This is a genomic window from Micromonospora sp. LOL_021, assembly GCF_048060215.1.
Taxonomy (GTDB): domain Bacteria; phylum Actinomycetota; class Actinomycetes; order Mycobacteriales; family Micromonosporaceae; genus Micromonospora_E.
In genome coordinates this window covers 1-25,179 of sequence record NZ_JBHMIN010000042.1, presented here as the reverse complement: position 1 = coordinate 25,179, position 25,179 = coordinate 1, and the positions used below count along the sequence as shown (strand labels likewise).

26 protein-coding genes are annotated in these 25,179 nt (G+C 70.3%); 4 read left to right on the top strand and 22 right to left on the bottom strand.

The features are described from left to right. Window positions 1-24: 24 nt before the first annotated feature. The 4 genes from urtA to ACFHWT_RS23250 form a co-directional block, all read right to left on the bottom strand. Window positions 25-1,251: an urea ABC transporter substrate-binding protein gene (urtA, locus tag ACFHWT_RS23265; protein ID WP_416596774.1), complete on the bottom strand. Its 1,227-nt coding sequence runs from the start codon at window positions 1,249-1,251 to the stop codon at window positions 25-27. 231 nt (window positions 1,252-1,482) lie between these two features. Then, a complete protein-coding gene (locus tag ACFHWT_RS23260) occupies window positions 1,483-2,400 on the bottom strand; it encodes an acyl-ACP desaturase (RefSeq protein ID WP_416596805.1) in 918 nt (305 codons plus the stop codon). Window positions 2,401-2,541: 141 nt separating this feature from the next. After that, the gene (hisS, locus tag ACFHWT_RS23255; RefSeq protein ID WP_416596773.1) at window positions 2,542-3,882 is read right to left on the bottom strand and encodes a histidine--tRNA ligase; all 1,341 of its coding nucleotides are present in this window, start codon (window positions 3,880-3,882) and stop codon (window positions 2,542-2,544) included. A gap of 12 nt (window positions 3,883-3,894) precedes the next feature. After that, entirely contained in the window at window positions 3,895-4,611 is a 717-nt protein-coding gene (locus tag ACFHWT_RS23250; RefSeq protein WP_416596772.1) for an MBL fold metallo-hydrolase, read from the bottom strand. A 304-nt stretch (window positions 4,612-4,915) separates the two neighbouring features. On the opposite strand from ACFHWT_RS23250, the gene ACFHWT_RS23245 reads away from it, so the two are divergent. Together ACFHWT_RS23245 and ACFHWT_RS23240 are read left to right on the top strand one after the other, a co-directional pair. After that, window positions 4,916-5,866, top strand: coding sequence for a peptidylprolyl isomerase (locus ACFHWT_RS23245; protein WP_416596771.1), 951 nt, complete (start codon window positions 4,916-4,918; stop codon window positions 5,864-5,866). Between the two features lie 35 nt (window positions 5,867-5,901). Then, window positions 5,902-6,732 carry a peptidylprolyl isomerase gene (locus ACFHWT_RS23240; RefSeq protein WP_416596770.1) on the top strand — a complete coding sequence of 277 codons (831 nt, stop codon included), beginning with the start codon at window positions 5,902-5,904 and terminating at the stop codon, window positions 6,730-6,732. Window positions 6,733-6,825: 93 nt separating this feature from the next. Here ACFHWT_RS23240 and ACFHWT_RS23235 read toward each other — a convergent pair whose 3' ends face one another. The 12 genes from ACFHWT_RS23235 to ACFHWT_RS23180 form a co-directional block, all read right to left on the bottom strand. Continuing rightward, window positions 6,826-9,309, bottom strand: a complete 2,484-nt coding sequence (locus ACFHWT_RS23235) for a RelA/SpoT family protein (protein WP_416596804.1) — start codon at window positions 9,307-9,309, stop codon at window positions 6,826-6,828. Window positions 9,310-9,489: 180 nt separating this feature from the next. Continuing rightward, on the bottom strand, window positions 9,490-10,053 hold the full coding sequence (locus ACFHWT_RS23230; protein ID WP_416596769.1) for an adenine phosphoribosyltransferase: 564 nt from the start codon (window positions 10,051-10,053) through the stop codon (window positions 9,490-9,492). Between the two features lie 79 nt (window positions 10,054-10,132). Beyond that, window positions 10,133-11,338, bottom strand: coding sequence for a protein translocase subunit SecF (gene secF / locus ACFHWT_RS23225; RefSeq protein WP_416596768.1), 1,206 nt, complete (start codon window positions 11,336-11,338; stop codon window positions 10,133-10,135). A gap of 1 nt (window position 11,339) precedes the next feature. Then, window positions 11,340-13,271 carry a protein translocase subunit SecD gene (secD, locus tag ACFHWT_RS23220; protein WP_416596767.1) on the bottom strand — a complete coding sequence of 644 codons (1,932 nt, stop codon included), beginning with the start codon at window positions 13,269-13,271 and terminating at the stop codon, window positions 11,340-11,342. A 185-nt stretch (window positions 13,272-13,456) separates the two neighbouring features. Then, complete coding sequence (gene yajC, locus ACFHWT_RS23215; RefSeq protein ID WP_416596766.1) at window positions 13,457-13,801, bottom strand: preprotein translocase subunit YajC; 345 nt, start codon at window positions 13,799-13,801, stop codon at window positions 13,457-13,459. Between the two features lie 144 nt (window positions 13,802-13,945). Next, a complete protein-coding gene (gene ruvB / locus ACFHWT_RS23210; protein ID WP_416596765.1) occupies window positions 13,946-15,052 on the bottom strand; it encodes a Holliday junction branch migration DNA helicase RuvB in 1,107 nt (368 codons plus the stop codon). Beyond that, on the bottom strand, window positions 15,049-15,651 hold the full coding sequence (gene ruvA / locus ACFHWT_RS23205; RefSeq protein WP_416596764.1) for a Holliday junction branch migration protein RuvA: 603 nt from the start codon (window positions 15,649-15,651) through the stop codon (window positions 15,049-15,051). Before ruvA ends, ruvB begins: the two co-directional genes overlap by 4 nt. Then, window positions 15,648-16,175 carry a crossover junction endodeoxyribonuclease RuvC gene (gene ruvC, locus ACFHWT_RS23200; protein WP_416596763.1) on the bottom strand — a complete coding sequence of 176 codons (528 nt, stop codon included), beginning with the start codon at window positions 16,173-16,175 and terminating at the stop codon, window positions 15,648-15,650. Before ruvC ends, ruvA begins: the two co-directional genes overlap by 4 nt. Before the next feature lie 115 nt (window positions 16,176-16,290). Then, window positions 16,291-16,863 carry a DUF4352 domain-containing protein gene (locus ACFHWT_RS23195; RefSeq protein ID WP_416596762.1) on the bottom strand — a complete coding sequence of 191 codons (573 nt, stop codon included), beginning with the start codon at window positions 16,861-16,863 and terminating at the stop codon, window positions 16,291-16,293. Between the two features lie 214 nt (window positions 16,864-17,077). Further along, entirely contained in the window at window positions 17,078-17,290 is a 213-nt protein-coding gene (locus tag ACFHWT_RS23190) for a type II toxin-antitoxin system VapB family antitoxin (protein ID WP_416596761.1), read from the bottom strand. Between the two features lie 333 nt (window positions 17,291-17,623). Beyond that, window positions 17,624-17,968 (bottom strand): hypothetical protein, encoded by a 345-nt coding sequence (locus ACFHWT_RS23185; RefSeq protein ID WP_416596760.1) that lies wholly within the window; start codon window positions 17,966-17,968, stop codon window positions 17,624-17,626. After that, window positions 17,961-18,245 carry a hypothetical protein gene (locus ACFHWT_RS23180; protein ID WP_416596808.1) on the bottom strand — a complete coding sequence of 95 codons (285 nt, stop codon included), beginning with the start codon at window positions 18,243-18,245 and terminating at the stop codon, window positions 17,961-17,963. Before ACFHWT_RS23180 ends, ACFHWT_RS23185 begins: the two co-directional genes overlap by 8 nt. On the opposite strand from ACFHWT_RS23180, the gene ACFHWT_RS23175 reads away from it, so the two are divergent. Next, a complete protein-coding gene (locus ACFHWT_RS23175; protein WP_416596759.1) occupies window positions 18,150-19,310 on the top strand; it encodes a helix-turn-helix domain-containing protein in 1,161 nt (386 codons plus the stop codon). The two genes, ACFHWT_RS23180 and ACFHWT_RS23175, sit on opposite strands and share 96 nt — an antisense overlap. Further along, entirely contained in the window at window positions 19,297-19,485 is a 189-nt protein-coding gene (locus ACFHWT_RS23170) for a DUF397 domain-containing protein (RefSeq protein ID WP_416596758.1), read from the top strand. Before ACFHWT_RS23175 ends, ACFHWT_RS23170 begins: the two co-directional genes overlap by 14 nt. A gap of 640 nt (window positions 19,486-20,125) precedes the next feature. On the opposite strand, the gene ACFHWT_RS23165 is transcribed toward ACFHWT_RS23170, so the two are convergent. The 6 genes from ACFHWT_RS23165 to ACFHWT_RS23140 form a co-directional block, all read right to left on the bottom strand. Next, window positions 20,126-20,875 (bottom strand): YebC/PmpR family DNA-binding transcriptional regulator, encoded by a 750-nt coding sequence (locus tag ACFHWT_RS23165; protein ID WP_416596757.1) that lies wholly within the window; start codon window positions 20,873-20,875, stop codon window positions 20,126-20,128. Window positions 20,876-20,905: 30 nt separating this feature from the next. Then, a complete protein-coding gene (gene pdxT, locus ACFHWT_RS23160; protein ID WP_416596803.1) occupies window positions 20,906-21,502 on the bottom strand; it encodes a pyridoxal 5'-phosphate synthase glutaminase subunit PdxT in 597 nt (198 codons plus the stop codon). Window positions 21,503-21,534: 32 nt separating this feature from the next. Continuing rightward, window positions 21,535-22,470, bottom strand: a complete 936-nt coding sequence (gene pdxS, locus ACFHWT_RS23155) for a pyridoxal 5'-phosphate synthase lyase subunit PdxS (RefSeq protein ID WP_416596756.1) — start codon at window positions 22,468-22,470, stop codon at window positions 21,535-21,537. Between the two features lie 115 nt (window positions 22,471-22,585). Then, a complete protein-coding gene (locus ACFHWT_RS23150; protein ID WP_123601101.1) occupies window positions 22,586-23,089 on the bottom strand; it encodes a hypothetical protein in 504 nt (167 codons plus the stop codon). A gap of 34 nt (window positions 23,090-23,123) precedes the next feature. Then, window positions 23,124-24,284 carry a glycosyltransferase family 4 protein gene (locus tag ACFHWT_RS23145; protein ID WP_416596755.1) on the bottom strand — a complete coding sequence of 387 codons (1,161 nt, stop codon included), beginning with the start codon at window positions 24,282-24,284 and terminating at the stop codon, window positions 23,124-23,126. 12 nt (window positions 24,285-24,296) lie between these two features. Continuing rightward, a partial coding sequence (locus ACFHWT_RS23140; RefSeq protein ID WP_416596754.1) for a phosphatidylinositol mannoside acyltransferase occupies window positions 24,297-25,179 on the bottom strand: 883 nt, incomplete at its 5' end.

Here is a 25,179-nt window from a genome sequence, read left to right as displayed (position 1 = left end):
CTCCCTCCGCTTGCTACCGACCGGTCAGGACAGGCCTTCGGCCCAGTCGTAGCCGGTCAGGTACGGGTCCGGCTTGATCGGTTCACCGGAGTTCCACACCTCCTGGATCTGGCCGTCGGGCTGCACCACGCCGATCCTGGCCGTCTTGTAGACGTGCTGGTTGTCGCCGTCGATGGTGACCGTGCCTTCCGGGGCCTCGATGCTGATCCCGCCGGCGGCCTCCTTGACCGCCTCGACGTCGGTGCTGCCGGCCGCCTCGACCGCCGCCGCCCACAGGTAGACCGCGTTGTATCCGGCCTCCATCGGGTCGGAGGTGACCTTCTCCGCGCCGTACTTGGCCTTGAAGGCCTCGACGAAGGCGGTGTTCCGTCCGCCTTCGGTGGTCTGGTAGTAGTTCCAGGCCACCAGGTGGCCGGCGACGTTGTCCGGGCCGATGCCGACGACCTCTTCCTCGGCGACGCTGACCGACACGGTCGGCATCGTCTCGGCGGTGACGCCGACGCTGGTCAACTGCTTGAAGAAGGCGACGTTGCTGTCGCCGTTGAGGGTGTTGAACACCGCGTCGGGCTGGGCCTGCTGCAGCTTGTTGACCACGGTGCTGTACTCGGTGTGGCCCAGCGGGGTGTACTCCTCGCCGACGATCTGCATGCCGTTGGCCTCGGCGTACGCGGTAATGATCTTGTTGGCGGTACGCGGGAAGACGTAGTCGCTGCCGACCAGGAAGATCGTCCGGTGGCCCTGCTCGGCGAGGTAGTCCAGGGCCGGGACGATCTGCTGGTTGGTGGTGGCACCGGTGTAGAAGATGTACTCGGAGCTCTCCAGCCCTTCGTACTGCACCGGATACCACAGCAGCGCCTTGTTGCGTTCGAAGACCGGCAGCATCGCCTTGCGGCTGGCCGACGTCCAGCCACCGAAGACGGTGGCGACCTTGTCCTGGGATATGAGCTTCTGCGCCTTCTCGGCGAAGGTGGGCCAGTCCGACGCACCGTCCTCGACGACGGGTTCGATCTGCTTGCCCAGCACGCCACCGGCGGCGTTGATCTCCTCGATCGCGAGCAACTCTGCGTCGCGTACGGTGACCTCGCTGATCGCCATGGTGCCGCTCAGCGAGTGCAGGATACCGACCTTGATGGTGTCGGAGTCACCGCCGCCCCCGGCCGAGGACGTGGGGTCCTCCGCACAGGCGGTCGCGGCAACCAATGTCGACAATATACAGAGTGCGGCGAGGCCGCCCCGGAAGCGTCGTGGCATCCAACTCCCCTTCAGCCGAAGTCGTGGTGCCACGAAACGTAGGGACGCCGGGTTTCATGAATCTCGACCCATCGATTTCCAACGCGTTAAGCCCGTCTCACAACGAACCTGAACGACTGTGCGGTCGACAGACCGGACGGACACGGTGGACGAAACACACACGACGAAGGTCCCGTGGCCGACCAGCCACGGGACCCGTACACCGTCTCCTGCTTCAGGTGTCGGCGGCACTCACCGGCCGCGGGCGCGCCGTTCCTCCCGCCGGGTCTCGAACCGGGACGCGGCGGTGTCCAGTTGGGTCATCTGCGCGGCGATCTGGTCCCGGGCCGCCTCGCCGTCGGCGTCCAGCCCGGTGACGTTCCAGATGTCCCACTGGCGCAGCACCGGCGCGAGCACCTCGTCGCGGTGCTGCCGCAGGTCGTAGATGCCGGCCATGGCGATCGCCACCGACTTTCGGGCGAAGCCCTCGATGCCCACGCCCGGCATCTGGAAGTCGGCGACCACGTCGGCCACCGCCCGCATCGCCTGGCTCGGCGCCAGCTCGAACGCCGCACCGAGCAGGTTGCGGTAGAACATCATGTGCAGGTTCTCGTCGGCGGCGACCCGGGCCAGCAGCCGCTCGCAGAGCGGGTCACCGGTCGCCCGGCCGGTGTTGCGGTGCGAGATCCGGGTGGCCAGCTCCTGAAACGACACGTACGCCAGCGAGTGCAGCACCTCGTCGTCGTGCTGGTTGGCGTACCCGTTGGACATGTGCACCATCCGGGCCCGCTCCAGCGCGACCGGATCCACCGCCCGGGTGACGGTGAGGTAGTCCCGGATGGCGATGCCGTGCCGACCCTCCTCGGCGGTCCACCGGTGCACCCAGGTACCCCAGGCGCCGTCGCGACCGAACAGGGTGGCGATCTCGCGGTGGTACGAGGGCAGGTTGTCCTCGGTGAGCAGGTTGACGATCAGCGCGGTACGGGCGACGTCCGGAATCTGCGTGTCCTCCGGCGACCACGGTTCACCGCCGAGCAGGCCGTCGAAGGTCCGCCCGTCGCTCCACGGCACGTACTCGTGCGGGAACCACTCCTTGGCCAGGCCGAGGTGTCGGTCGAGGTTCTCGGCGACCACCGGTTCGAGCTCGACGAGCAGCGCGGTCTGGGACATCGGGGTGGTGGTGGCGACGGTCAACGACGTTCTCCCTACCGGAGGTAACCTACGACTGCGTAACTTACGCAACCGTAGGTTATGTCGCGCCGCACCGCCACTTTCCCCGATGATCTTGCGGCTATCACCGCCGTATGTCCGCTATGTCGACTGGCCGGTCACCACCGGTCGGAGGTCCGCTGACGGCGGTGACCAGGCGTCCGCAGCCGCCGACACCTGATCCCCCGAACGGATGTCCTTGACGCTGTCCGACTCGCCGTCGACCCCGAGGAACCAGACGTACGGGATGTCACGGCGCTGCGCGTACCGGATCTGCTTGCCGAACTTGGCCGCCGACGGCGACACCTCCGCGGCGATCCCCCGCCGACGCAGCGCGTCGGCCACCCGGTTGCCGGCCGGCCGGTCGGACTCGGCCGGCAGCGCCACCAGTACGCAGGTCGGCACCGGCCGGGAGATGGCCAGCGCGTCGGCGCCGAACAGCAGCCCCAGCAGCCGGGACACCCCGATCGAGATGCCGACGCCGGGGAAGCGGTCCGCCCCGGCCGAGGCGAGATCGTCGTAGCGGCCACCCGAGCAGATCGAGCCGAACCGCTCGTACCCCTGCAGTTGGGTCTCGTAGACGGTGCCAGTGTAGTAGTCGAGCCCTCGGGCGATGCGCAGGTCGGCCACGCACAGGCCGGGCGAGTGCGCGGCCGCCGTCTCCAGCACCGTCACCAGCTCGGCCAGCCCTTCGTCGAGCAGCGGGTGCTCGACGCCCAGGCCGCCTACCGCGTCGGCGACCGAGGCGTCCGGCGCGGAGATCTCCGCCAGCGACAGGCAGGCCTTGGCCTGGCTGTCGCTCGCACCGGCCGTCTCGGCCAGCAGCTCGGCCACCTGCTGGGGGCCGACCTTGTCCAGGCGGTCGATCGCCCGCAGCGCCGCATCCGGGTCGGTCAACCCGATCCCCCGGTAGAAACCTTCGCAGACCTTGCGGTTGTTGACCTGGATCCGCACCGGCGGAATCGGCAGACTCGCCAGCGCGTCACCGATGATCAACGGGAGCTCGGCCTCGTGGTGCGGGGCCAGCTCGTCGCGGTCGACGATATCGATGTCGGCCTGCAGGAACTCCCGGTAGCGGCCCTCCTGCGGCCGCTCGCCGCGCCACACCTTCTGGATCTGGTAGCGGCGGAACGGGAACTGCAGCTTGCCGGCGTTCTCCAGCACGTAGCGGGCGAACGGCACGGTCAGGTCGAAGTGCAGCCCGAGAGCGTCGTCGCCGGTCTGCGCGTCTGGATCGGCCTGCAGTCGACGCAGCAGGTAGACCTCCTTCGAGGTCTCCCCCTTACGCAGCAGCTGGTCCAGCGGCTCGACCGCGCGGGTCTCCAGCGGGGCGAACCCGTACAGCTCGAAGGTGCGGCGCAGCCGGTCGATCACGTACTGCTCGATCATCCGCTGCGGGGGCAGCCACTCCGGAAAGCCGGAGATCGGCCTGGGCTTGCTCATTCAAAGTCCTCGTCACAGTCCGGTACGTCGGGCCGGCGCGGCGGCGGAGCTACCGGCGGCCTCCTGGAGGTAAGGGTTGCTGGCGCGCTCCCGGCCGACGGTGGTGGCCGGGCCGTGGCCGGGCAGCACCACGGTGTCGTCGGCCAGCGGCAGGACCTTGTCCCGCAGGCTGGTCATCATCGTCGGCAAGCTGCCGCCGGGCAGGTCGGTACGGCCGATCGAGCCGGCGAACAGCACGTCGCCGGAGAGGCAGACCTGCTCGGCGTCCCAGGGCGAGCCGGCTCCGGGCAGCCGGAACAGCACCGAGCCACCGGTATGGCCGGGGGCGTGGTCGACCGTGATCTCCAACCCGGCGAGTACCAGCGTGGCACCATCGGCCAGCTCGGCCACGTCGTCCGGTTCGCTGTACGGCAGCCGACCGCCGAACATCGCCGCCAGGTCCGTCGACAGACCCTTCGCCGGGTCGGCCAGCATCTCCCGGTCGCCCGGATGCACGTACGCGGTGATGCCGCGCGCCCCGCAGACCGGCGCGACCGAGAAGGTGTGGTCGAGATGGCCGTGGGTGAGCAGCACCGCCGCCGGATGCAGCCGGTGCTCGGCCAGCACCTGGTCCAGCTGGTCGAGCACCCCGATACCGGGGTCGACGACGACACACTGCTCGCCCGGCCCGGCGGCCACCACGTAGCAGTTGGTGCCGAACGCCTGCGCCGGGAAGCCGGTGATGAGCACACCTCTCCTCTCCGTCGGCCGGCCCGCGCGGGCCGCCGGAATCGTCTCCACGTCGAGCCTAGCCGCCGCGACACGCGCGGCCGCCAGGGCACACCCGCCGGCCCCGCCGAGGCCGTGACGGCAGCGATGATCTCCGATTGGATACGGAGCGGACCTCGTACAACAATTTCCCAGCCGATACCCGTACACTCTTGCGGGCGTGTGGCGTGGCGCACCGCAATGGCGCCCGGGTCCGGCACGCCCTCCGCAGGACACGTACCAACCCGCCGCACGGCGCAGGGATGATCAGGAAAGGGGAGCGCGGGTGGCCTCCAGCAGGGACCGGCAGCGCAAATTGGCGCGGGCGAAGCTCGACCGGCAGATGGCCCGGCGTGCCGCCGCGGCCCGGCGCAAGCGGCGGATCCGCGCCGGCGTGGGCGCCGGCCTCGCGCTGCTGCTCATCGCCGGCGGCTCGGCCTGGGCGCTCGGCGCCTTCGAGGGCGAACCGGAGACCCCGGAGGCCGCCGGCATCTGCACCTGGACCCCGCAGGACACGGCCGCCAACAGCAACCTCACCGACGTCGGCACGCCGGAGACCACCGACCCGCCGCACCGGGGGGTCCAGCCGATGACGATCACCACCAACCAGGGTGAGCCGATCACCGTCGAGCTCGACCTGGCGGCCGCGCCCTGCGCCGCCGCCAACTTCGCCCACCTGGCCAGCCGCAACTTCTTCGACGACACGACCTGCCACGAGATCACCGACGAGGGCGCGATCCTGTGCGGCGACCCGACCGGCACCGGACAGGGCGGGCCGACGTACTCGTACTTCAGCGAGAACGTGCCGGTCTCGCCGCAGCTGGACCCGTCGGCCGACCCGACGCAGGCGCTGGCCGACCATCCGCCGCTCTACCCGGCCGGTACGGTCGCCGCGGTCGGCGTGCCGCAGGGCACCAACGGCAGCCAGTTCAAGATCTTCTTCGAGGACTACACCACCGAGTTCCCCTCGTACCCGATCATCGGGAAGGTGACCTCGGGGATGGACACGGTCGAGGCGATCGGCGCTCTCCCACTGGTGAACAACGCCGCCGGCGCCCAGGTGAAGCCGGAGACCGACGTGGTCATCCAGAGCCTGACCGTCGGCGAGCCGATCGGGGCCGACGAGACCGAGGCGACCCCGTCGACCGACCCGAGCACCTCGGCACCGGCCACCAACGACCCGTCGGCCACCGAGCCGGACGCGGAGGGCACCGACGGCACCGCCGGCCAGTCCTGACCAGACCAGACAACCCGAATCCAGGAGGATCCACCGTGACGTCGACCAGGGAGCGGCAGCGTGCCGCGGCTCGGGCCCGCCTCGAAAAGGAGATGGCCCAGCGCGCCGAGGCGGCCCGCAAGCGCCGCCAGTTGCAGGCCAGCATCGGTGCCGGCGTCGCCCTGCTGCTCGTGGCCGCGGGCACGGTGTGGCTGGTCGCCAGCCTCGGGGACGACGAGAGCGAGACCACGCCCCAGGCCGACGGTGCCGACGCCGGCGTGACCTGCGTGTGGAACGAGATCCCCGCCGAGCAGCGCACCGAGACGGTCAAGGACGTCGGCGTGCCGCCGACCACCACTCCGCCGGACAGCGGCACCCGGGTGATGACCCTGGACACCAACTTCGGTGAGATCCAGGTGGAGATGGACCTGTCCGAGGTGCCCTGCACGGCGGCCAGCTTCAGCCACCTGGCCAGCCAGCAGTTCTGGGACAACACCAAGTGCCACCGGATGTTCCCCGGCATGCTGCAGTGCGGTGACCCGAGCGCCAGCGGCGAAGGCTACCGGGACACCGACGGCACCGGCGGGCCCGGCTACCAGTTCGCCAACGAGAACCTGCCGGTCGACGACCGACCCGCCTACCCGGCCGGGGTGGTGGCGATGGCCAACAGCGGCCCGGACACCAACGGCAGCCAGTTCTTCTTCATCTACCAGGACGTCGAGCTCAGCCCGGACTACACCGTGCTCGGCCGGGTCACCGAGGGCCTCGACGTCATCCAGGAGGCCACCGAGGCCGGTCACGACGGCGCGTTCGAGCCGTCCCCCGGCGGCGGCCACCCCAACAACGACATTTTGATCAACTCGCTGACCGTGAGCGAGCCGCAGTAGTCCGCTTGGGCTCGGCGGGGCGATTGCCGCCGAGCCCGCTGAGCCGCTACCAGCGCGCCAGGGGCATCACCCGATGCCCCTGGCGCTTTCCGGTCAGGTGCCGGAGGTGACCCGGTAGGCGTCGAAGACGCCGTCGACCTTGCGAACCGCGTTGAGCAGATGGCCGAGGTGCTTCGGGTCGGCCATCTCGAACGAGAAACGGCTGACCGCCACCCGGTCCCGGGTGGTGGTCACGGTCGCCGAGAGGATATTCACCCGCTCCTCGGAAAGCACCCTGGTCACGTCGGCCAGCAGCTTGTGCCGGTCGAGCGCCTCGACCTGGATGGCGACGAGGAACGTCGATGCGGAGGTCAACTTCCAGCTGACCTCGACCAGCCGTTCCTGCTGCACCTTGAGCTCGGCCGCGTTGAAGCAGTCGTCGCGGTGCACGCTGACACCGCCGGACCGGGTGACGAAGCCGAACACCGTGTCCGGCGGGACCGGGGTGCAGCAACGGGCCAGTTTGATCCAGACGTCGGTGACACCGCGTACCACCACGCCGGGGTCGGCGCCGTTGTGCCGGGCCCGGGGCGGACGGGTCGCGACGGCCGACTCGGCCAGGTCCTCGGCGGCCCCCTCCTCGCCACCGAGGCTGACCATCAGCCGCTGCACCACCGACTGCGCGGAGACCTGACTGTCGCCGACCGCCGCGTACAGTGCGGCGACGTCGGCCAGGTGCAGGTCGCGGGCGATCGCCATCAACGAGTCGGTGGTGAGCATCCGCTGCAACGGCATGCCCTGCTTGCGCATCGCCTTGGCGATCGCGTCCTTGCCGGTCTCGATCGCCTCCTCGCGGCGTTCCTTGTTGAAGTACTGCCTGATCTTGGTGCGGGCCCGTGGGCTCTTGACGAAGCCCAGCCAGTCCTGGGTCGGGCCGGCGGTCGCCGACTTGGAGGTGAAGATCTCGATGACGTCGCCGTTGGACAGCGTCGACTCCAACGGCACCAGCTTGCCGTTGACCCGCGCCCCGATGCACTTGTGCCCCACCTCGGTGTGCACGGCGTAGGCGAAGTCGACCGGCGTGGAGCTGGTGGGCAGCGGGATCACGTCGCCCTTGGGGGTGAAGACGTAGACCTCCTGGCTGGACAGGTCGAAGCGCAGCGCGTCGAGGAACTCGCTCGGATCGCTCGCCTCCCGCTGCCAGTCGAGCAGTTGCCGCAGCCAGGTCATCTCGTCGATGTGCGCCGGCGGGCCGACGACCGTGGCGCCCTTCTGCTCCTTGTACTTCCAGTGCGCGGCGATGCCGAACTCGGCGGTGCGGTGCATCGCGTACGTGCGGATCTGCATCTCCACCGGCTTGCCGGTGGGCCCGATCACCGTGGTGTGCAGCGACTGGTACATGTTGAACTTCGGCATCGCGATGTAGTCCTTGAACCGGCCGGGGACCGGCTGCCAGTTCGCGTGGATCACGCCGAGCGCCGCGTAGCAGTCGCGGACCGTGTCCACCAGGATGCGTACGCCGACCAGGTCGTAGATGTCGTTGAAGTCCCGCCCCCGGACGATCATCTTCTGGTAGATCGAGTAGAGGTGCTTCGGCCGGCCGGTGACCTCCGCCCTGATCTTCGCGGCGCGCAGGTCGACCTGCACCTTCTGGGTCACCTTGCGCAGCTGGGTGTCGCGCTGCGGCTGGTGTTCCCCGATCAGCCGGTTGATCTCCTCGTACCGTTTCGGGAACAGCGTGCCGAAGGCCAGATCCTCCAGCTCCCACTTGACGGTGTTCATACCCAGCCGGTGGGCCAGCGGCGCCAGGATCTCCAGGGTCTCCTTGGCCTTCTGCTCCTGCTTCGCCTTGGGCAGGAAGGTCAGCGTCCGCATGTTGTGCAGCCGGTCGGCGAGCTTGATCACCAGGACCCGGGGGTCCTTCGCCATCGCCACCACCATCTTGCGGATGGTCTCGGCCTTGGCCGCGTCGCCCAGCTTGACCCGGTCGAGCTTGGTGACCCCGTCGACCAGCAGCGCCACCTCACCGCCGAAGTCGGCGCGCATCTCGTCCAGGGTGTAGTCGGTGTCCTCGATCGTGTCATGCAGCAGCGCGGCGACCAACGTCGTGGTGTCCATGCCGAGATTGGCGAGGATGGTGGCAACCGCCAACGGATGCGTAATGTACGGATCGCCGGATTTGCGGTACTGCCCGGAGTGCCATTTGGAGGCCATCTCGAAGGCGCGCTGCAGCACCCGTGGGTCGGCCTTCGGATGGCTCTGCTGGTGGGTGGCGATCAGCGGTTCCAGCACCTCGGGGATGTGCGGCGCCTGCCAGGGGGCGTTGAACCGGGCCAGCCGGGCCCGTACCCGACGCCCGGTCGGCGCACCGTTGAACCCGAAACCGTTGCCGGCCGCCGCCGCGCCGGGGTGGTCGAGCGCGCCGTTCGCCGCCGGAGCTGCCGCGCCGTTCGCCGCGCCGTTGGCCGCCGCAGGTGCCGCGCCGCGCTCACCGGCGATGTCGGGGCCGCCCGAATTGACGGCAGAGCCGGGTGCCTCGTCGTTGGTCGCGCCCGCAGTGGGGTTGACCTCGCCAGTCGGATGCACAGTGCCCTCCATGGAAGGAGCGACGACGTCGGGGGACACCGGCCTCCCTCACCTCTGCCGGAACTCAGCCGACCGTATCGGGCTGAGCTGCTACCGCGCTAGCCAGGAGACAGCGCCCCTGACTGACAGGGACCGCAATATTACCCGTCCGGATGGTGCTGTGCCCGTCGGCCGAGCTGCCCGTCGGCCGGCTCACACCCGCCACATCGCGTGCACCGACCGTGGTGCGAGCCGGTCCCGCCCGGCGAGAAAACCCAGCTCCAGCAGGACGGTGAAACCCACCACCGTTCCCCCGGCCCGGTCGACCAGGTCCAGGGTAGCGGCAGCGGTACCGCCGGTGGCCAGCACGTCGTCGACCACCAAGACCCGCTGACCGGCGGTGAAGGCATCCTGATGGACCTCCAGGACCGCCTCGCCGTACTCCAACGCGTACGAGGCGGAGAACGATGCCCGGGGCAGCTTGCCGGCCTTGCGGACCGGAACCACCCCGGTGCCGGTGGCGTACGCAATCGCCGCCGCCAGCACGAACCCCCGCGCCTCGATGCCGGCGACCACGTCGAAGGAGTCCGCTCCGTGGTGGGCGATGATCCGGTCGATGATCTCGCGGAACGCCGGCCCGTCGGCGAACAGCGGCATCAGGTCCTTGAAGACGATGCCGGGTTTAGGGAAGTCCGGTACGTCGATCACCCGGCTCGCCACCAACGCGGCCGTCTCGGCCCCACTGTCCCCGACGAGCACTGCCTCGGTCTCCGTCACCTTGCGCCCTTTCCGTGCCGGATGGGACCGGTGGTGTTCCGGCGGCGACAGTGCCTCCGGAACACCACCGAGGGAATCGTCAGCGACGCTTCGCGCCGCTGGGGCGCTTACGGCCCCCGCCGCCGGGTCGGCCGCCGCGACCGCCGCCGGACTGACGCTTGCCGGCCGGCCGGGCACTGGCCTTCGGGGCGGTGCCGGCCAGGGCGGCGTCCGCCGCAGGCTCGTCGTCGGCCGGCTCGGCGTCCGCCGTGGTCGTGGCACCGGCGCTGGTACGCGACCGCTTCGGCGCCTTGTCCCGCTCCGCCAGAGAGGACCGCTTGGCCTGCACCCGCTGGGTGTGCAGCTTGTACTTCGGCTCCTGCTCCTTGAGCACCGTCACCAGCGGCGAGGAAACGAAGATCGATACGAAGAAGGCCGCGCCCATGCCGACGAACAGCACCAGGCCGAGATCCTTGAGCGTGCCGGCGCCGAGCAGACCGGCGCCGATGAACAGCAGCCCGCCGACCGGCAGCAACGCGACGATCGACGTGTTGATCGACCGCATCAGGGTCTGGTTGACCGCGAGGTTGGCGGCCTCACCGTACGTTTGGCTGCTGCCGCCGGTGACGCCCCGGGTGTTCTCCTGGATCTTGTCGAAGACCACTACGACGTCGTAGAGGGCGAAGCCGAGGATGGTCAGGAAGCCGATGATCGTCGACGGGGTGACCTCGAAACCGGAGGCCGAGTAGATGCCGGCGGTCAGCAGCAGGTCGAGCACCAGGCCGGCGACCGCCGCGATCGCCATCCGGTACTCGAACCGCAGCACCAGGTAGATGGTGACCAGCACCATGAAGACCAGCAGACCGAGCAGCGCCCGCTGGGTGACCTGGCTACCCCAGGCACCGCTGACCCGGCTGTCGCTGATCGCCGACTGCTCGATGCCGAGCCGCTCGGCGAGACCCTGCTTGAACGCCTCGGTCTGCTCCGAGGTGAGCTCTGCGGTCCGGAACAGGTAGGTGGTGCCGCCGACCTCCTGGCCGGAAACCACCTCGAGCGGCTCGGCGGTGTCCAGCTCGGCGAGCTCGGCGTCGAGGGCGTCCTCGGCCTCCAGCAGGGTGCCGACGCTCGCCGGCACCTGGAACTCGTTGCCGCCGCGGAAGTCGATGCCGAGGTTGAAGCCCCGGATCGCGACGCTTGCGATCGCGAGGACGACGACCACCGCGGCGATCACGAACCAGGTGTTGCGCCGTCTGACGATCGGAAGGTTGGCCTCACCCCGGTAGAGGCGTCCAGCGAAACCGCTCATGTCAGGCCTCCTTGACGCGCGGGTTGCGGATCGGGGTCTCGTCCTCGGTCTTCACCGCGCGGCCGAGGCCGCTCACCCGGGGAGACAGGAACGCCTTGGTCCGGGCCAGCATCGACATGATCGGGTGCCGGAACAGGAACACCACGACCAGGTCGAGCACGGTCGCCAGGCCGAGGGCGAAGGCGAAGCCCTTTACCGTGCCTACCGAGACGATGTAGAGCACGACCGCCGCCATCAGGGTGATGGCGTTCGCCGAGATGATCGTCCGCCGGGCGCGCAGCCAGGCCCGGGGTACGGCGCTGCGCGGACTTCGACCCTCACGTATCTCGTCCTTGAGGCGTTCGAAGTACAGCACGAACGAGTCGGCCGCCACACCCAGCGAGACGATCAGACCAGCGATCCCGGCGAGGGTGAGGGTGAAGCCGATCTGCCGGCCGAGCACCACCATCGCACCGAAGACCAGCAGCGCCGACAGAATCAGGCTGAGGAAGATCACGATGCCGAGCAGCCGGTAGTAGAAGAACGAGTAGATTGCGACCAGCAGCATTCCGATCCCGGCGGCGAGCAGCCCGGCGCGCAGGTGCTCGGTGCCAAGGGTGGCGGAGATGCTCTGCGCCTCCTGCGGCTCGAAGGTCAGCGGCAGCGCACCGTAGCGCAGGTTGCCGGCCAGCTCGTTGGCGGTGGCGAGGGTGAAGTCGCCGGTGATCTGCGAGTCGCCGGTGAGCACGCCCTGGATCTCCGGTGAGGAGATCACCTCGTTGTCGAGGACCACCGCGACCCGGCACTTGCCGTCCTGGCCGAGCGCGCTGGCCTCGCACTCCTGGTCGGTGTTGTTGAACGCCTCGCGGGTCAGCTCGGTCCAAGCCCGCTGGCCGGATCCGGTGAAGTTCAGGCTGACCACCGGCTGGCCGGTGGTCTGGTCCAGCACACCGCTGGCGTCGCTGACGTCGGTGCCGACCACCTTTGCCTCGTCCAGCAGGTACTTGACCAGGCCCTCGCAGGCGACGACCTGCTGGGACTCGTCGCGGATCGAGCCGGCCTGGCGCAGCAGGAGCTTGTCGCAGGTCACGTACGGCACGTTGAACTGCACGCCGGCCGGCAGCACCCGGATCTCCGCCGGGGTCAGCTCGCCGAACGGGGCCAGGGTCTCGGCCAGCGTCGGGTCGGCGCTGAAGTCGGCCGGCGCCTGCAGGCCGGTCGCCGCCGCCCAGGCCGCCTCGCCGACCTTCGCCTGGACCTCGGCGAGGTCGGCCGGCCCGTCGGCGTCGGCGTCCGCGGCGGGCGTCGGGGACGCGCTGGGGCTTGCCTCCGGGCTGGGGCTGGCCTCGGGGGTGGGGCTGGCGGAGCCGGTCGGGTCCGGCTGGGCCATGCCGCCCTCGCCACCGGCGGGCGGGCTCTGCTCGGCCTCCGCCTCCGGCGACGCATCCGCACCCGGCGAAGCCTCAGCATCGGGCGAGGCACCGGGCGACGCCTCGGCCCCCTCCTCGCCGGTGCCCTCGCTCGGCGTCGGGGACGCCTGCGGCTGGATCGGCTCACCGCCGTCGGTGGCCTTGAGCACCTTGCGGAACCGCAGCTCGGCCGCGTTACCGATCTCGGTGAGGTCGCGGTTCTGGCCGGGCAGCGAGACGACGATGTTGCGGTCGCCCTCGGTGACCACCTCGGCCTCGGAGACGCCGAGGCTGTTCACCCGGTTCTCGATGATGTCGCGGGCCCGCTCCAGCGAAGCGGCCGGCGGCGCACTGCCGTCCTCGGTGGTCGCCTCCAGGGTGACCCGGGTGCCACCGATCAGGTCCAGGCCGAGTTTGGGCTCCAGCCGGTCCTGCCAGCTACCGCTGGCTCCGGCGAAGAACACCATGAGGTAGAGGACGGCGAAGATGAGCCCGAGTGCGGCGAGTTGCCGCCCGGGGCGCATCTGTCCCTGAGGTGGTGCCACGGCGGTCCTGTCTCCCTGCGCGGTTCGGCCGCTGGTGCCCCGGGCGGCAGCGGTTTGGTGCCACTGGTGCGAGCGGCGGTGGGGTGGTCGTCGTACCAGCCGCGACCGTCTGGTCGAGCGGTCGTGACCGGCAACACAACGATCAGTATCGTCGATGTAACTCGGGTCTGACGACCCGGGGTGGCTCAGTCCTTGGTCGGCACCTCGTCCGCCGGGGCGGACTCGGTCGTCGCGCTGGCGTCGGTCTTCGGCACCACCCGGGCGATCGCCGGTCGGGCGTAACGCTCGTGCACGCCGGGCGAGACCTCGAGCATCACCGTCTCCTCATCCATGCTGGACACGGTGCCGTACAGGCCGCCGATGGTGACGACCTCGTCGCCGGCACTGATCGACGACTGCATCTGCTCGGCTTCGCGGCGCCGCTTCTGCTGCGGCCGGATCATCATGAAGTACATGACGACGAAGAGCAGGCCGATCATCAGGATGGGCATGAAGCTGGCGCCGCCCGCGCCCTCTTGCGCCAAGAACACAACAACAACCTTTCGTCAGCCACTCGCGACGCCGTTACGCTCTGCGGAGGCGGGATCTCAGTGCCGTACAGACCGCGGCGAGTCTAGTCGCTGTGACTGTGAACTCTGTGATCGGCACGGATCACGTTCAGATCACGGGATAATCTAAGCCTCATCCGAGAATAAATCCGGCATATTGGACACCGTGCCGCCTGCCGTACCGGCCCGGGACTGAACACCCGGCACGGCCGGGCCGCCGAGCGTGCCCGGCGGCGGCACCCGGCCGAAGTGCCGCCAGGTCGCCTCGGTCGCCACCCGCCCCCGGGGGGTACGGGCCAGCAGCCCCGCCCGCACCAGGAACGGCTCGCACACCTCCTCGACCGTGTCCGGCTGCTCCCCCACCGCCACCGCCAGGGTGGACAACCCGACCGGGCCGCCGCCGAACGAGCCGATCAACGCGGTCAGCACCGCCCGGTCCAGCCGGTCCAGACCCAGCTCGTCGACGTCGTACACGGCCAGCGCAGCCCGGGCGGTCTCCCGGTCGACCACCCCGGCCGCCCGCACCTCGGCGTAGTCGCGGACCCGGCGCAGCAGCCGGTTGGCGATCCGCGGAGTCCCCCGGGACCGGCCGGCGATCTCCGCCGCCCCGTCCGGCGTGATCGGCACCGCGAGAATCCCCGCTGACCGGGTCAGCAGCACCTCCAGCTCGGTCGACTCGTAGAAGTCCAGATGCGCGACGAAGCCGAACCGGTCCCGCATCGGCCCGGTCAGCAGACCGGCCCGGGTGGTAGCACCGACCAGGGTGAACGGCTCCACATCCAGCGGGATCGCCGTCGCACCCGGCCCCTTGCCGACCACCACGTCGACCCGGAAGTCCTCCATCGCGCTGTAGAGCAGTTCCTCGGCCGGCCGGGCGATCCGGTGGATCTCGTCGATGAACAGCACGTCGCCCTCGGCCAGGCTGGTCAGGATCGCCGCCAGGTCACCGGAGCGCTCGATCGCCGGCCCGCTGGTCACCCGGATACCCGAACCCAGCTCGGCGGCGACGATGTTGGCCAGCGTCGTCTTGCCCAGCCCCGGCGGGCCGCTGAGCAGGATGTGGTCCGGCGGCGCACCCCGGCCCATCGCCCCCCGCAGCAGCAGGTCCAGCTGGTCGCGGACCCGGTGCTGGGCGATGAACTCGGCCAGCCGGCGCGGCCGGACGCTGACCTCCGCGTCGCGTTCGGCGTCGCTGGCGTACGCCGACACCAGGCCCTCGACGTCGCCACTCACCGGCTCTTACCCAACAGCCTGATCGCCTGCTTGAGCAGCACCGGGACCGGCGGCGGCGGGCCGTCCAGGCGCTCCGCCACGGCGACCACCGCCTGGTCGGCCTGCCCGGCGGTCCAGCCCAGCCCGACCAGCGCCTGCCGGACCTGCTCCGGCCACGCCCCGGCGGTCACCCCGGCCGCGCCGTCGGCACCCACCGCCACCGGCCCGATCCGGTCCCGCAGCTCCAGCACCAGCCGCTCGGCGCCCTTCTTGCCGATCCCCGGCACCCGGGTGAGCGCCGCAGTGTCGGCGTTCGCGATCGCCTTGCGCACCGCGTCCGGGGTGAGCACCGACAGCACCGCCTGCGCCAGCCGGGGCCCGACCCCGCTGGCCGTCTGCAGCAGCTCGAACAGCTGCTTCTCGTCGTCGTCGGCGAAGCCGTACAGGGTGAGCGAGTCCTCGCGGACCACCAGGCTGGTGGCCAGCCGGGTGGGGCCGCCGGGCCGCAGGTTGGCCAGGGTGCCCGGGGCGCAGTGCACCGCCAGACCGACCCCGCCGACCTCGATCACCGCGCTGTCCGGCGCGACCGCCAGCACCACCCCGCGCAGACTTGCGATCATCGGGCACCTCCGCTCCGCGCCGCCCGCTGAGCGGCGGCCAACCGGTCATGCGTACCACCTCGCCAGATGTGGCAGATCGCCAGGGCGAGCGCGTCGGCGGCGTCCGCCGGGCGCGGCGGGCGGTCCAGCCGCAGCAGCCGGGTGACCATCGCGGTCACCTGGGCCTTGTCGGCCTGGCCGGAGCCGGTCACCGCCGCCTTCACCTCGCTCGGGGTGTAGGTCCGCACCGGCAGCCCGGCCCGCGCGCCGGCCAGCACGGCCACCGCGCTGGCCTGCGCGGTGCCCATCACGGTACGCACGTTGTGCTGGCTGAACACCCGCTCGACCGCCACGCTGCGCGGCTGGTGTTCGGCGACCAATGCGGTCAACCGCTCGTCGAGGTGCAGCAGTCGGTCCGGCAGGTCGTCGCCCGGGTCGGTCTGCACCACGTGGTACGCGACCAGCCGGCACGGCCGGCCCGGCACGCCCTCCACCACGCCGATCCCGCACCTCGTCAGGCCGGGGTCGACCCCGAGCACCCGCACCGCCGATCCTCCCCCAGCCGACACCACCGCCACACGTACGTGTGTTCGACACCCTAGCCAACCAGCGGCGGGCCGGGACAGCCGACACGCGCACCGGAACCACCCGGCCGGTACGTCAGTTCAGCTGTACGTCGATGACCGCGTTCTGGCTCAGGTCGACCGCGTACTCCAGGCGCAGGCCGGTGGTGCCGGCGGGGACCTCGAACGGGACGTACCCCTCGACCGAATCACCGGGGGCGAGGGTGACCGCGTCCGGAGCTTCCCCGACCTCGGCGTCGTAGAAGGACGGTGCGTAGGTTTCGTCCGACTCGTCGAGGAGGAAGAACTGCACGACGTTCGACTCCCAGGGTTCGGCGTCGACGTTCTCGATCTTCACCTGGAGGTACAGCACCTCGTTGCCCTCGCCGACCTCCCACAGTGGGGAGCCGGCGGCGGAGGTGCCGAACGATTCGACGGTGAGCCTGCGCCCGTTGAGTTCCTCGGTGTACGGGAGTGGCTCCGCCGCGGTGCTGGTGTCACCGCCGGCATCGGCGCCGTCGGCCGGTTCGTCGGCCTGCGACGGCGCCGCTGTCTGCTCGACGTTCGTCGACGGCGTCTCCTCCGTCGACGAACAGCCCGCGGCGATGAGCCCGAGTACGCCGAGCACGGCGATCTGGGCAACTGCGGCAGCGAGTTTCCTGTTGGCCATCGTGTCCTCGTTTCCGGCTCTGTTTGCGACTGGGTCTGCGCACCCGAACCACGACAGCGGAGAAGCCGCCGGCTCAGGTGATCTTTGACGTCCCCGTGACGCTAGGAGACGTTGTCAAACCGCGCGGCACCGAGCAGCAGGCAGTCGTGGCCACGTCCGCGTATCCCGGCAGCGAGGGCGCGCGGCGCAAGACTCCGGTGTCGACCAGTTGGTCTCACCGGTCGAGTCCATCGAGGCGGTCGAGGTGGAAGCCACCGGAGGCGGCGATCTCCTGCAGATCAGTCAGTGCCTGTCGCCGCCGTTCACGGCTTGCTTTCACCACCTGTCGGAGAGCATCGGTCACCGTCTCCTGCTCCGTGGTCGTGCCCAACGCGGCAGCGGCTTCCGCCAACAGTTCCTCATCAAGATGCAGTTGCGTCTCAACCATGGCATCTCCCAGGGAAAGGTTTTCCGCTCGGCCGGCAGGTGCACGTTGTGCCCGTGCCGGCTCTCGGGACCCCATAGTGCCTCCGACGGTTTGATGCCACAGGTGCATCAAGATGCACCTGTGGCATCAAGCTCAATGAGTGCTAGGCCCCGGGGCGTCCGCCCGGATCTCCCATCCGTTCCTCCGAGTGGAGGGCGGTCCAGCGGGACCGCGCGAGCTCGACCGTGCCGGGTCGGCCCTCCGGGACAACGGGGACTTGACCCGAGAGGGCTGCCGGGTACCCGGCGACCGGTGAGCCGTGGGGAAGCGGTCGGGCGCGACGCCCCGGGGCGTTCAGGAGGGGCCCGGAAGCGTCGGGTCCCGAGGAGGGGCCGGGGAAACGATGGGGATGCCCGTCGCGAGCCGCTCGCGGCAGTAGGCGCACACCGGGGCCGGCGTCGTGGTGACCGCCCCGGGCTGACGCAGCGCGTCACGGTACGCCCGCACGCTGGTAATGCTGCCGTGCCGCCGCGGGTCGTCGCTGACCTCCCGACCGTAGAGCGTCACCCACGAGAACCACTCCGGGGACGGCCATACCTCCTCAACCCGGAGCCGGACCGGGCGATCGGCGTCCACGTGGTCACACTGCCGCAGCGCCACCAGATCACCGGGGCACACCAGAGCTTCATCGTCAGGCATCGTCCGACGCCCCGTACGACTCGGCGGACTCGTCCCGGCCGTCGTGCGGGTAGCCGGCGGGCATCAACCCAGAAAGATGCAGTACGGCGCGAATCCGCCGGGCACTACTCGGGTCCCACCGGTCCAGGATGGCGATCGCCCGCCGAAACGGCCGGCAGGGTCCGGGTACGCCGCCGCACCGGTGGCATTCCCCGGTGGTCCGGTTCGGGATGTGGGTGCGGGCGGTCGAGTTCGCGTCGTGGACCGCCCGGGACAGCTCCGGGGACCGGGCGGCCACCGAGGACTCTGCCGACCTGGGCGGAGCAGGCGGGCAAGCATCCGCGCGCTCCGCGCTCGACGTGTCGTTCGGGTCGTGTTGGAAAGATCGATATCGCGCGAGGCGTGGTTCACCACCGATTCCGTCGTTCCTGATCATCCGTACCCCCTCGGGTGGAGTCGACCGGGTTGCACCTCCGTCGATTTCCACCCTGGACTGTTCCCGGCAGTGAGCGGAAGATGGTTTCGGCCACTGCCCGACGATGGCACACCTGTCGACCGACCATTCGGGGTGATAATCGTGAATGACCTACCTTCCCTGCCAGCCCGCCTGCGCGAGTTACGGACCAGCCGGAAGATGGCTCAGGACCGGCTCGCGGCGGCGATCGGCGTATCGAAGTCCCTGGTGCAGTCCTTCGAGTCGGGAAAGCTGGTGCCGCAGGAGGGCACAGCGGAGCGCATGGACGAGTTCTTCGGCACCGGAAACGAGATCCAACGAGCGGCCAAGGACGCGCGGGAGGACCGGCAGCCGTGGCTGCGCTCCTGGTTCGACCAGGAGCGCCGGGCGACCTTGCTGCGCAGCTGGGCACCGATGCTGGTGCCGGGGCTGTTGCAGTGCGAGTCGTACATGCGCGAGGTCTTCTCGGCCGTGCCGTCGAACGCCGGCAAGGTCGACGCGCTGGTCGCCAAGCGGCGGGAACGCCAGGCGGCGACGATCGACCGGGACGACCCGGTGGGGCTGTCGGCGATCATCGGCGAGGTGGTGCTGCGGCGTGGGCCGAGCGAGGTGCTGAAGGACCAGCTCGGGCACCTGGTAGAGGTGGGTCACCGACCACACGTGCGGATCCGGGTGATCCCGGCCGAGTCGGAGGGCATCCACGTCGGGCTCTCCGGAGCGTTCGTGATCGCCCACCTGTCGGACGGCCGGCGATCGGGCCATCTCGATGACCAACTGACCGGCCACGCGCCGACCACCCGTGGCGACCTCGGACACCTGGAGCTAGCCTGGGAGGAGATTGACGCGCTGGCCCTGCCCGTGGTCCAGTCCCGAGACCTGATCCTGAGGACGCTGAATGAACACAGATGAGCCACGCTGGCGCAAGAGCACCCGCAGCAACGGCACCGGCGACTGCGTCGAGGTCGCAGACAACCTTCCCGGCCGCGTCCACGTCCGGGACACCAAGAACCGCGACGGCGGCACCCTGACCTTCCACCCGACCGCCTGGTCGCGTTTCGTCGAGGTGGCGAAGACGCACAACTGAATCCGCGTACGGACGGACGACAAGAGCCCCGGACCCACCTGGATGGGTCCGGGGCTCTTGACGCGCCGCTCTAGTGATCCGCTCAGGGTGCGGATTACTAGCAGCCGATGATTACTACGAGGCGAGCTGGCCCGTCAGCTCCACTGCGACACTACCCCCCAGTGCGGCGTCCTCGTCATCGATCGCCAGAGTCTTGGATAGGGTGCTGGGAAAGATTGCGAATGAATCCACACGCACGACGTAAGTTCCAGGCTTTTGGAGCCAGAAACGTGCAACTCCCGAGCCATCGGTTTGACCCGACATAGATATTTCCGGACCGGAGACCATTACATCGGATTCTGGCAGCGGCAGCAAGTAGCACCTACTGGCATTACTCGGACAGTGTTCAGCCTGAACTCTCAGAACGAGCTCGACACCAGCGGACCCACCTGACGTGCACGCATAGGTCACTGAACCGCATACTAGAACCGCGAGAACCGAAGCCAGGGCGAACAGTCTATGCCTTGCTCGGAGAAGCACATTAACGGCAACCCCACTCTCTCGAATCCCTTGCTGTCGAGTAGCCGGAGAGTTTCACTCTCCGGCTACTCGCTGGGCTCCTGGCAGTCCGAGGGATGCTAGGGCGGTGAACGACGCCCGGTCAGCCGACGGCAGCCATGATCTCGTCGGAGACGTCGAAGTTCGCGTAGACGTTCTGCACGTCGTCGCAGTCCTCCAGGACGTCGATCAGCTTGAAGATCCGCCGGGCGCCGTCCTCGTCCAGCGGCACGTTCATGCTCGGCACCAGGGAGGACTCGGCGGACTCGTAGTCGATGCCGGCGTCGATTAACGCGGTGCGTACCGCGACCAGGTCGCCTGGCTCGCTGACCACCTCGAAGGCCTCGCCGAGGTCGTTGACCTCCTCGGCGCCGGCGTCGAGGACCGCGAGCATGACGTCGTCCTCGGAGTGCTCGCCCTTGGGCACGATCACCACGCCCTTGCGGGAGAACAGGTACGACACCGAGCCGGCGTCGGCCAGCGACCCGCCGTTACGGGTCAGCGCGGTACGCACCTCGGTGGCGGCCCGGTTGCGGTTGTCGGTCAGGCACTCGACGAGCAGGGCGACACCGTTCGGCCCGTACCCCTCGTACATGATCGTCTGCCAGTCGGCGCCGCCGGCCTCCAGGCCGGAGCCGCGCTTGACCGCGCGGTCGATGTTGTCGTTGGGTACGGAGCTCTTCTTCGCCTTCTGGATGGCGTCGTACAGGGTGGGGTTGCCGGCCGGGTCACCCCCGCCGGTCCGGGCGGCGACCTCGACGTTCTTGATCAGTTTGGCGAACATCTTGCCGCGTTTGGCGTCGATGACCGCCTTCTTGTGCTTGGTCGTCGCCCACTTGGAGTGGCCGGACATGTGCACCTCCGTCGCTTCCCACCTGCGGGGTCAGCCTGCCGCGACGGCCATCTCCACGAACAGTCGGTGCACCCGACGGTCGCCGGTCAGCTCTGGGTGGAAGGCCGTGGCGAGCAGATTGCCCTGCCGAACCGCGACAATCCTACCTGTGGCCGCACCGGCGGCTACCCGGCCCAGCACCTCGACGTCGTCGCCGACCCGTTCGACCCACGGCGCGCGGATGAAAACCGCGTGGAACGGCGGGCCGTCAACGCCGTCGATGGCCACCGGAGCCTCGAAGGAATCCACCTGCCGGCCGAACGCGTTGCGCCGCACCGCCATCGAGATGCCGGCGAAGGACCGCTGGTCAGGCCGGCCGTCGAGGATCTCGTCTGCCAGCATGATCATGCCGGCGCAGGACCCGTACACCGGCATCCCGGCGGCGATCCGCTTGCGGATCGGCTCCAGCAGGTCGAACTCGACCGCCAGTTTGCTGATCGTGGTCGACTCGCCGCCGGGCACCACCAGCGCGTCGACCTGCTCCAGCTCCTCGGGGCGACGGACCGGGCGGGCGGTGGCACCGCATTCGGTCAGCGCCCGCAGGTGCTCGCGGACGTCGCCCTGCAGCGCCAGCACGCCGACCCGCACCCGCGCTTCGGGAGCCGGCTGGGCCGCGCCGGTCACCAGCCGCGCTCGGCGAGGCGGTGCGGAACCGGGATGTCGTCGACGTTGATGCCGACCATCGCCTCGCCGAGCCCACGGGAGACCTTGGCGAGCACGTCCGGGTCGTCGTGGAAGGTGGTCGCCTTGACGATCGCCGCCGCCCGCTGGGCCGGGTTGCCGGACTTGAAGATGCCGGAGCCGACGAAGACCCCCTCGGCGCCGAGCTGCATCATCATCGCCGCGTCCGCCGGGGTGGCGATACCGCCGGCGGTGAACAGCACCACCGGCAGCTTCCCGGTCTCGGCGACCTCCCGGACCAGGTCGTACGGGGCCTGCAGCTCCTTCGCCGCGACGTACAGCTCGTCGGGTGACAGGGAGGTCAGCCGGCGGATCTCGGCGCCGATGCGCCGCATGTGGGTGGTGGCGTTGGAGACGTCGCCGGTGCCGGCCTCACCCTTGGAGCGGATCATCGCGGCGCCCTCGGTGATCCGGCGCAGCGCCTCGCCGAGGTTGGTGGCCCCGCAGACGAACGGCACGGTGAACGCCCACTTGTCGATGTGGTTGGCGAAGTCGGCCGGGGTGAGGACCTCGGACTCGTCGACGTAGTCCACGCCGAGCGCCTGCAGCACCTGGGCCTCGACGAAGTGTCCGATCCGGGCCTTGGCCATCACCGGGATGGAGACCGCTTCGATGATGCCGTCGATCATGTCTGGGTCGCTCATCCGGGACACGCCGCCCTGGGCGCGGATGTCGGCGGGCACCCGTTCCAGGGCCATCACCGCGACCGCCCCGGCGTCCTCGGCGATCTTCGCCTGCTCGGGCGTGACCACGTCCATGATCACGCCGCCTTTGAGCATCTCGGCCATGCCGCGCTTGACCCGGGCGGTACCGGTGACGGAGGCGGGCGCGACGGCACCCGGGGTGACGGCCTGAGCAGCGGGGGTCTCGGACACGGCGGATCGGCTCCTCGGCGAAGTGCGCGACAGGGGTACGCCTGGGATGCTACGCCCGTCGGCAGGGTCCACCGACAGCCAATCGACAACCCGGTGGCCTGCCCTGTGGCCCAGGTCACCGAGTCGGATCCACCACCCGCGCCAGCGTCGGATCGTCGATGTCGAAGTAGCGGGGTTCGTCGTGCCGGCGGCCGAAGCGCAGCAGCCGCACCAGCGGCCGCCGGCGGGCCAGCAACGCGTCGCGGACCAGGTCGGTGTGCAGTTGACGGGCCAGCACCAGCCGGCGGCTGGCCACCACCACCGCCTCGGTCGCCGGATCCGGGCTGGTCAGCGCCGTCGCCCGCAGTTGCCGGGTGAGGTCGTTCTCGGCGGCCTCACGTTCCTCCGGGGACGCGGCGTCCAACGCGATCCGGGCCGCCGCGTACAGCTCCACCGCGTACTGCTCCTCGGCGAGCACCGCGGCGGCCGCGGCCCGGCGCAGCAGGTGTGCGTCGAGCGCCCGGGCGGCCGCCGCCACCCGGACGTGCAGCCGGTCCACCCGGGCCGCGGTCCAGGTGAGGTACGCCGACAGCAGGACGACCGCGACACTCACACCGACCACCCACCGCATTCCCGGCATCGTAGTGCCGCCGGCATATGCGCCGTGGACCCGATCATGGTGGCTCCGCCCACTCCTGGTAGAGCACCCGCCCATCGGTGGCTTCGATCGCGGCGGCGTACACCTCCAGCACCCGGCGGGCCACCGCGGGCCAGTCGAAGGTCGCCACCACCTGCCGGGCGTGGCCGGCGAGCGCTTCCCGGCGCGGCGCGTCGTCCAGCAGCCGGGCGACGGCCCCGCGCAGCGCCACCGGGTCACCGGTGGGGAACAGTTCACCGGCCCGGCCGTCGTCGAGCACCCGACGGAACGCGTCCAGGTCGCTGGCGACCACCGCCGCGCCGGCCGCCATCGCCTCGGTGAGGATCATGCCGAACGACTCACCGCCGATGTTGGGCGCGACGTAGAGGTGCACGCTGCGCAGCATCCGGGCCTTGTCCGGCTCCGACACCAGGCCGAGGAAGGTCACCCGGTCGCGCAGCCCGGCCGGGACGGCGGCGTACAGGTCGTCGGGCCGGCCCGGGCCGGCGACCAGCAGCCGCAGCCCCGGGCGGTCCGGGGCCAGCGCGACGAACGCCTCGCGGAGCAGGCCGAAGCCCTTGCGCGGCTCGGTGAACCGGCCGAGGAAGCCGAGCGTGCCGCCGGTGCCCGGACCGCAGTCGCCCGGCCAGCCGGGCAGCGGCTCGGCGGTGGCGTACTTCGCCACCGCCACCCCGTTGGGGATCTCCACCGCGCCGCCGTCGAGGTGTTCGACCTGCACTCGGCGGGCCAGCGCCGACACCGCGATCCGGGCGGTGATCTTCTCCAGCACCAGCTGCAGCATGCCCTGCGCGGCGGCCAGTGCCCGGGACCTGGTCATCGCGGTGTGGAAGGTGGCCACCACCGGGCCCCGGGCGCAGAGCACCGCGAGCAGGCTGACGCTGAGCGCGAACGGCTCGTGCACGTGCAGCACGTCGAACTGGCCACGATTGAGCCAGCGCCGGACCCGGGCGGTGACCACCGGGCCGAAACTCACCCGGGCCACCGAGCCGTTGTACGGCACCGGCACCGAGCGGCCGGCGGCCACCACGTACGGCGGCAGCGCGGCGTCCTCGTCCGCCGGTGCCAGCACGCTCACCTCGTGGCCGAGATCGATCAGCGCCTCAGCGAGGTCGACGACGTGGTTCTGCACCCCTCCGGGGACGTCGAAGGAGTACGGGCACACGATGCCGATCCGCACGGTGGCCCCCGCTCATCCCGGCCCGGTGGCCGAGCTGCCCGACCGGTCCCGGTCGGGGTCGGGGTCGGGCCGCTCGTCCAGCCACAGCCGCTGCATCATGTGCCAGTCCTGCGGGTGGCGGGCGATGCCGACCGCCAGCCGGTCGGCTATCTGCTGGGTCAGCAGGCGGACCCGCACGTCCAGCGGACCGGCCGACGGGTCGGGCAGCGGCACCGGCCCGTCCAACGCGCCGTGCGCGCGGTCCGGTTCGAACCACATGGTGGTGACGTAGAGCGGGGCGCCGGTACGCAGCGCGAGCAGCGCCGGGCCGGCCGGCATCCGGGTCCGGCCGCCGAAGAAGCTGACCTCGACACCCCGGGCGGACAGGTCACGGTCGGCCAGCAGCGGCACGACATGGCCGGCGTCAAGCCGGTCGAGCAGGACGTCGAACGGTGGCCGGGGACCGCCGGTGGCCGGGATGATCTCCATGCCGAGACGTTGCCGGACGGCGACGAACCGGTTGTAGACGCCTTCGGGTCGCAGCCGTTCGGCGACCGTGGTCAGCGGCCAGTCGTTGGCCGCCACCCAGGCGCCCGCCGCGTCCCAGTTGCCGGCGTGCGGCAGCGCCACCACCGAGCCCCGCCCGGCGGCCACGTTGGCGGCGAGCATCTGCGCACCGGCCAGGTGGAAACCGGCGAGCCGCTGCTGCCGGCTGAGTGACGGCAGCCGGAACATCTCCATCCAGTACCGGGCGTACGAGCGCACTGCGTCCCGGGTGAGCTGGTCGAACTCGGCCGCCGGCAGATCCGGGCCGACCACCCGGCGCAGGTTGGCGGCGAGCCGGCGCACCGACGCCCCGCCGCGTCGGTGCGCCCGGTCGGCAACGGCGCGGAACAGTGCGGCCGCGGCCGGCCGG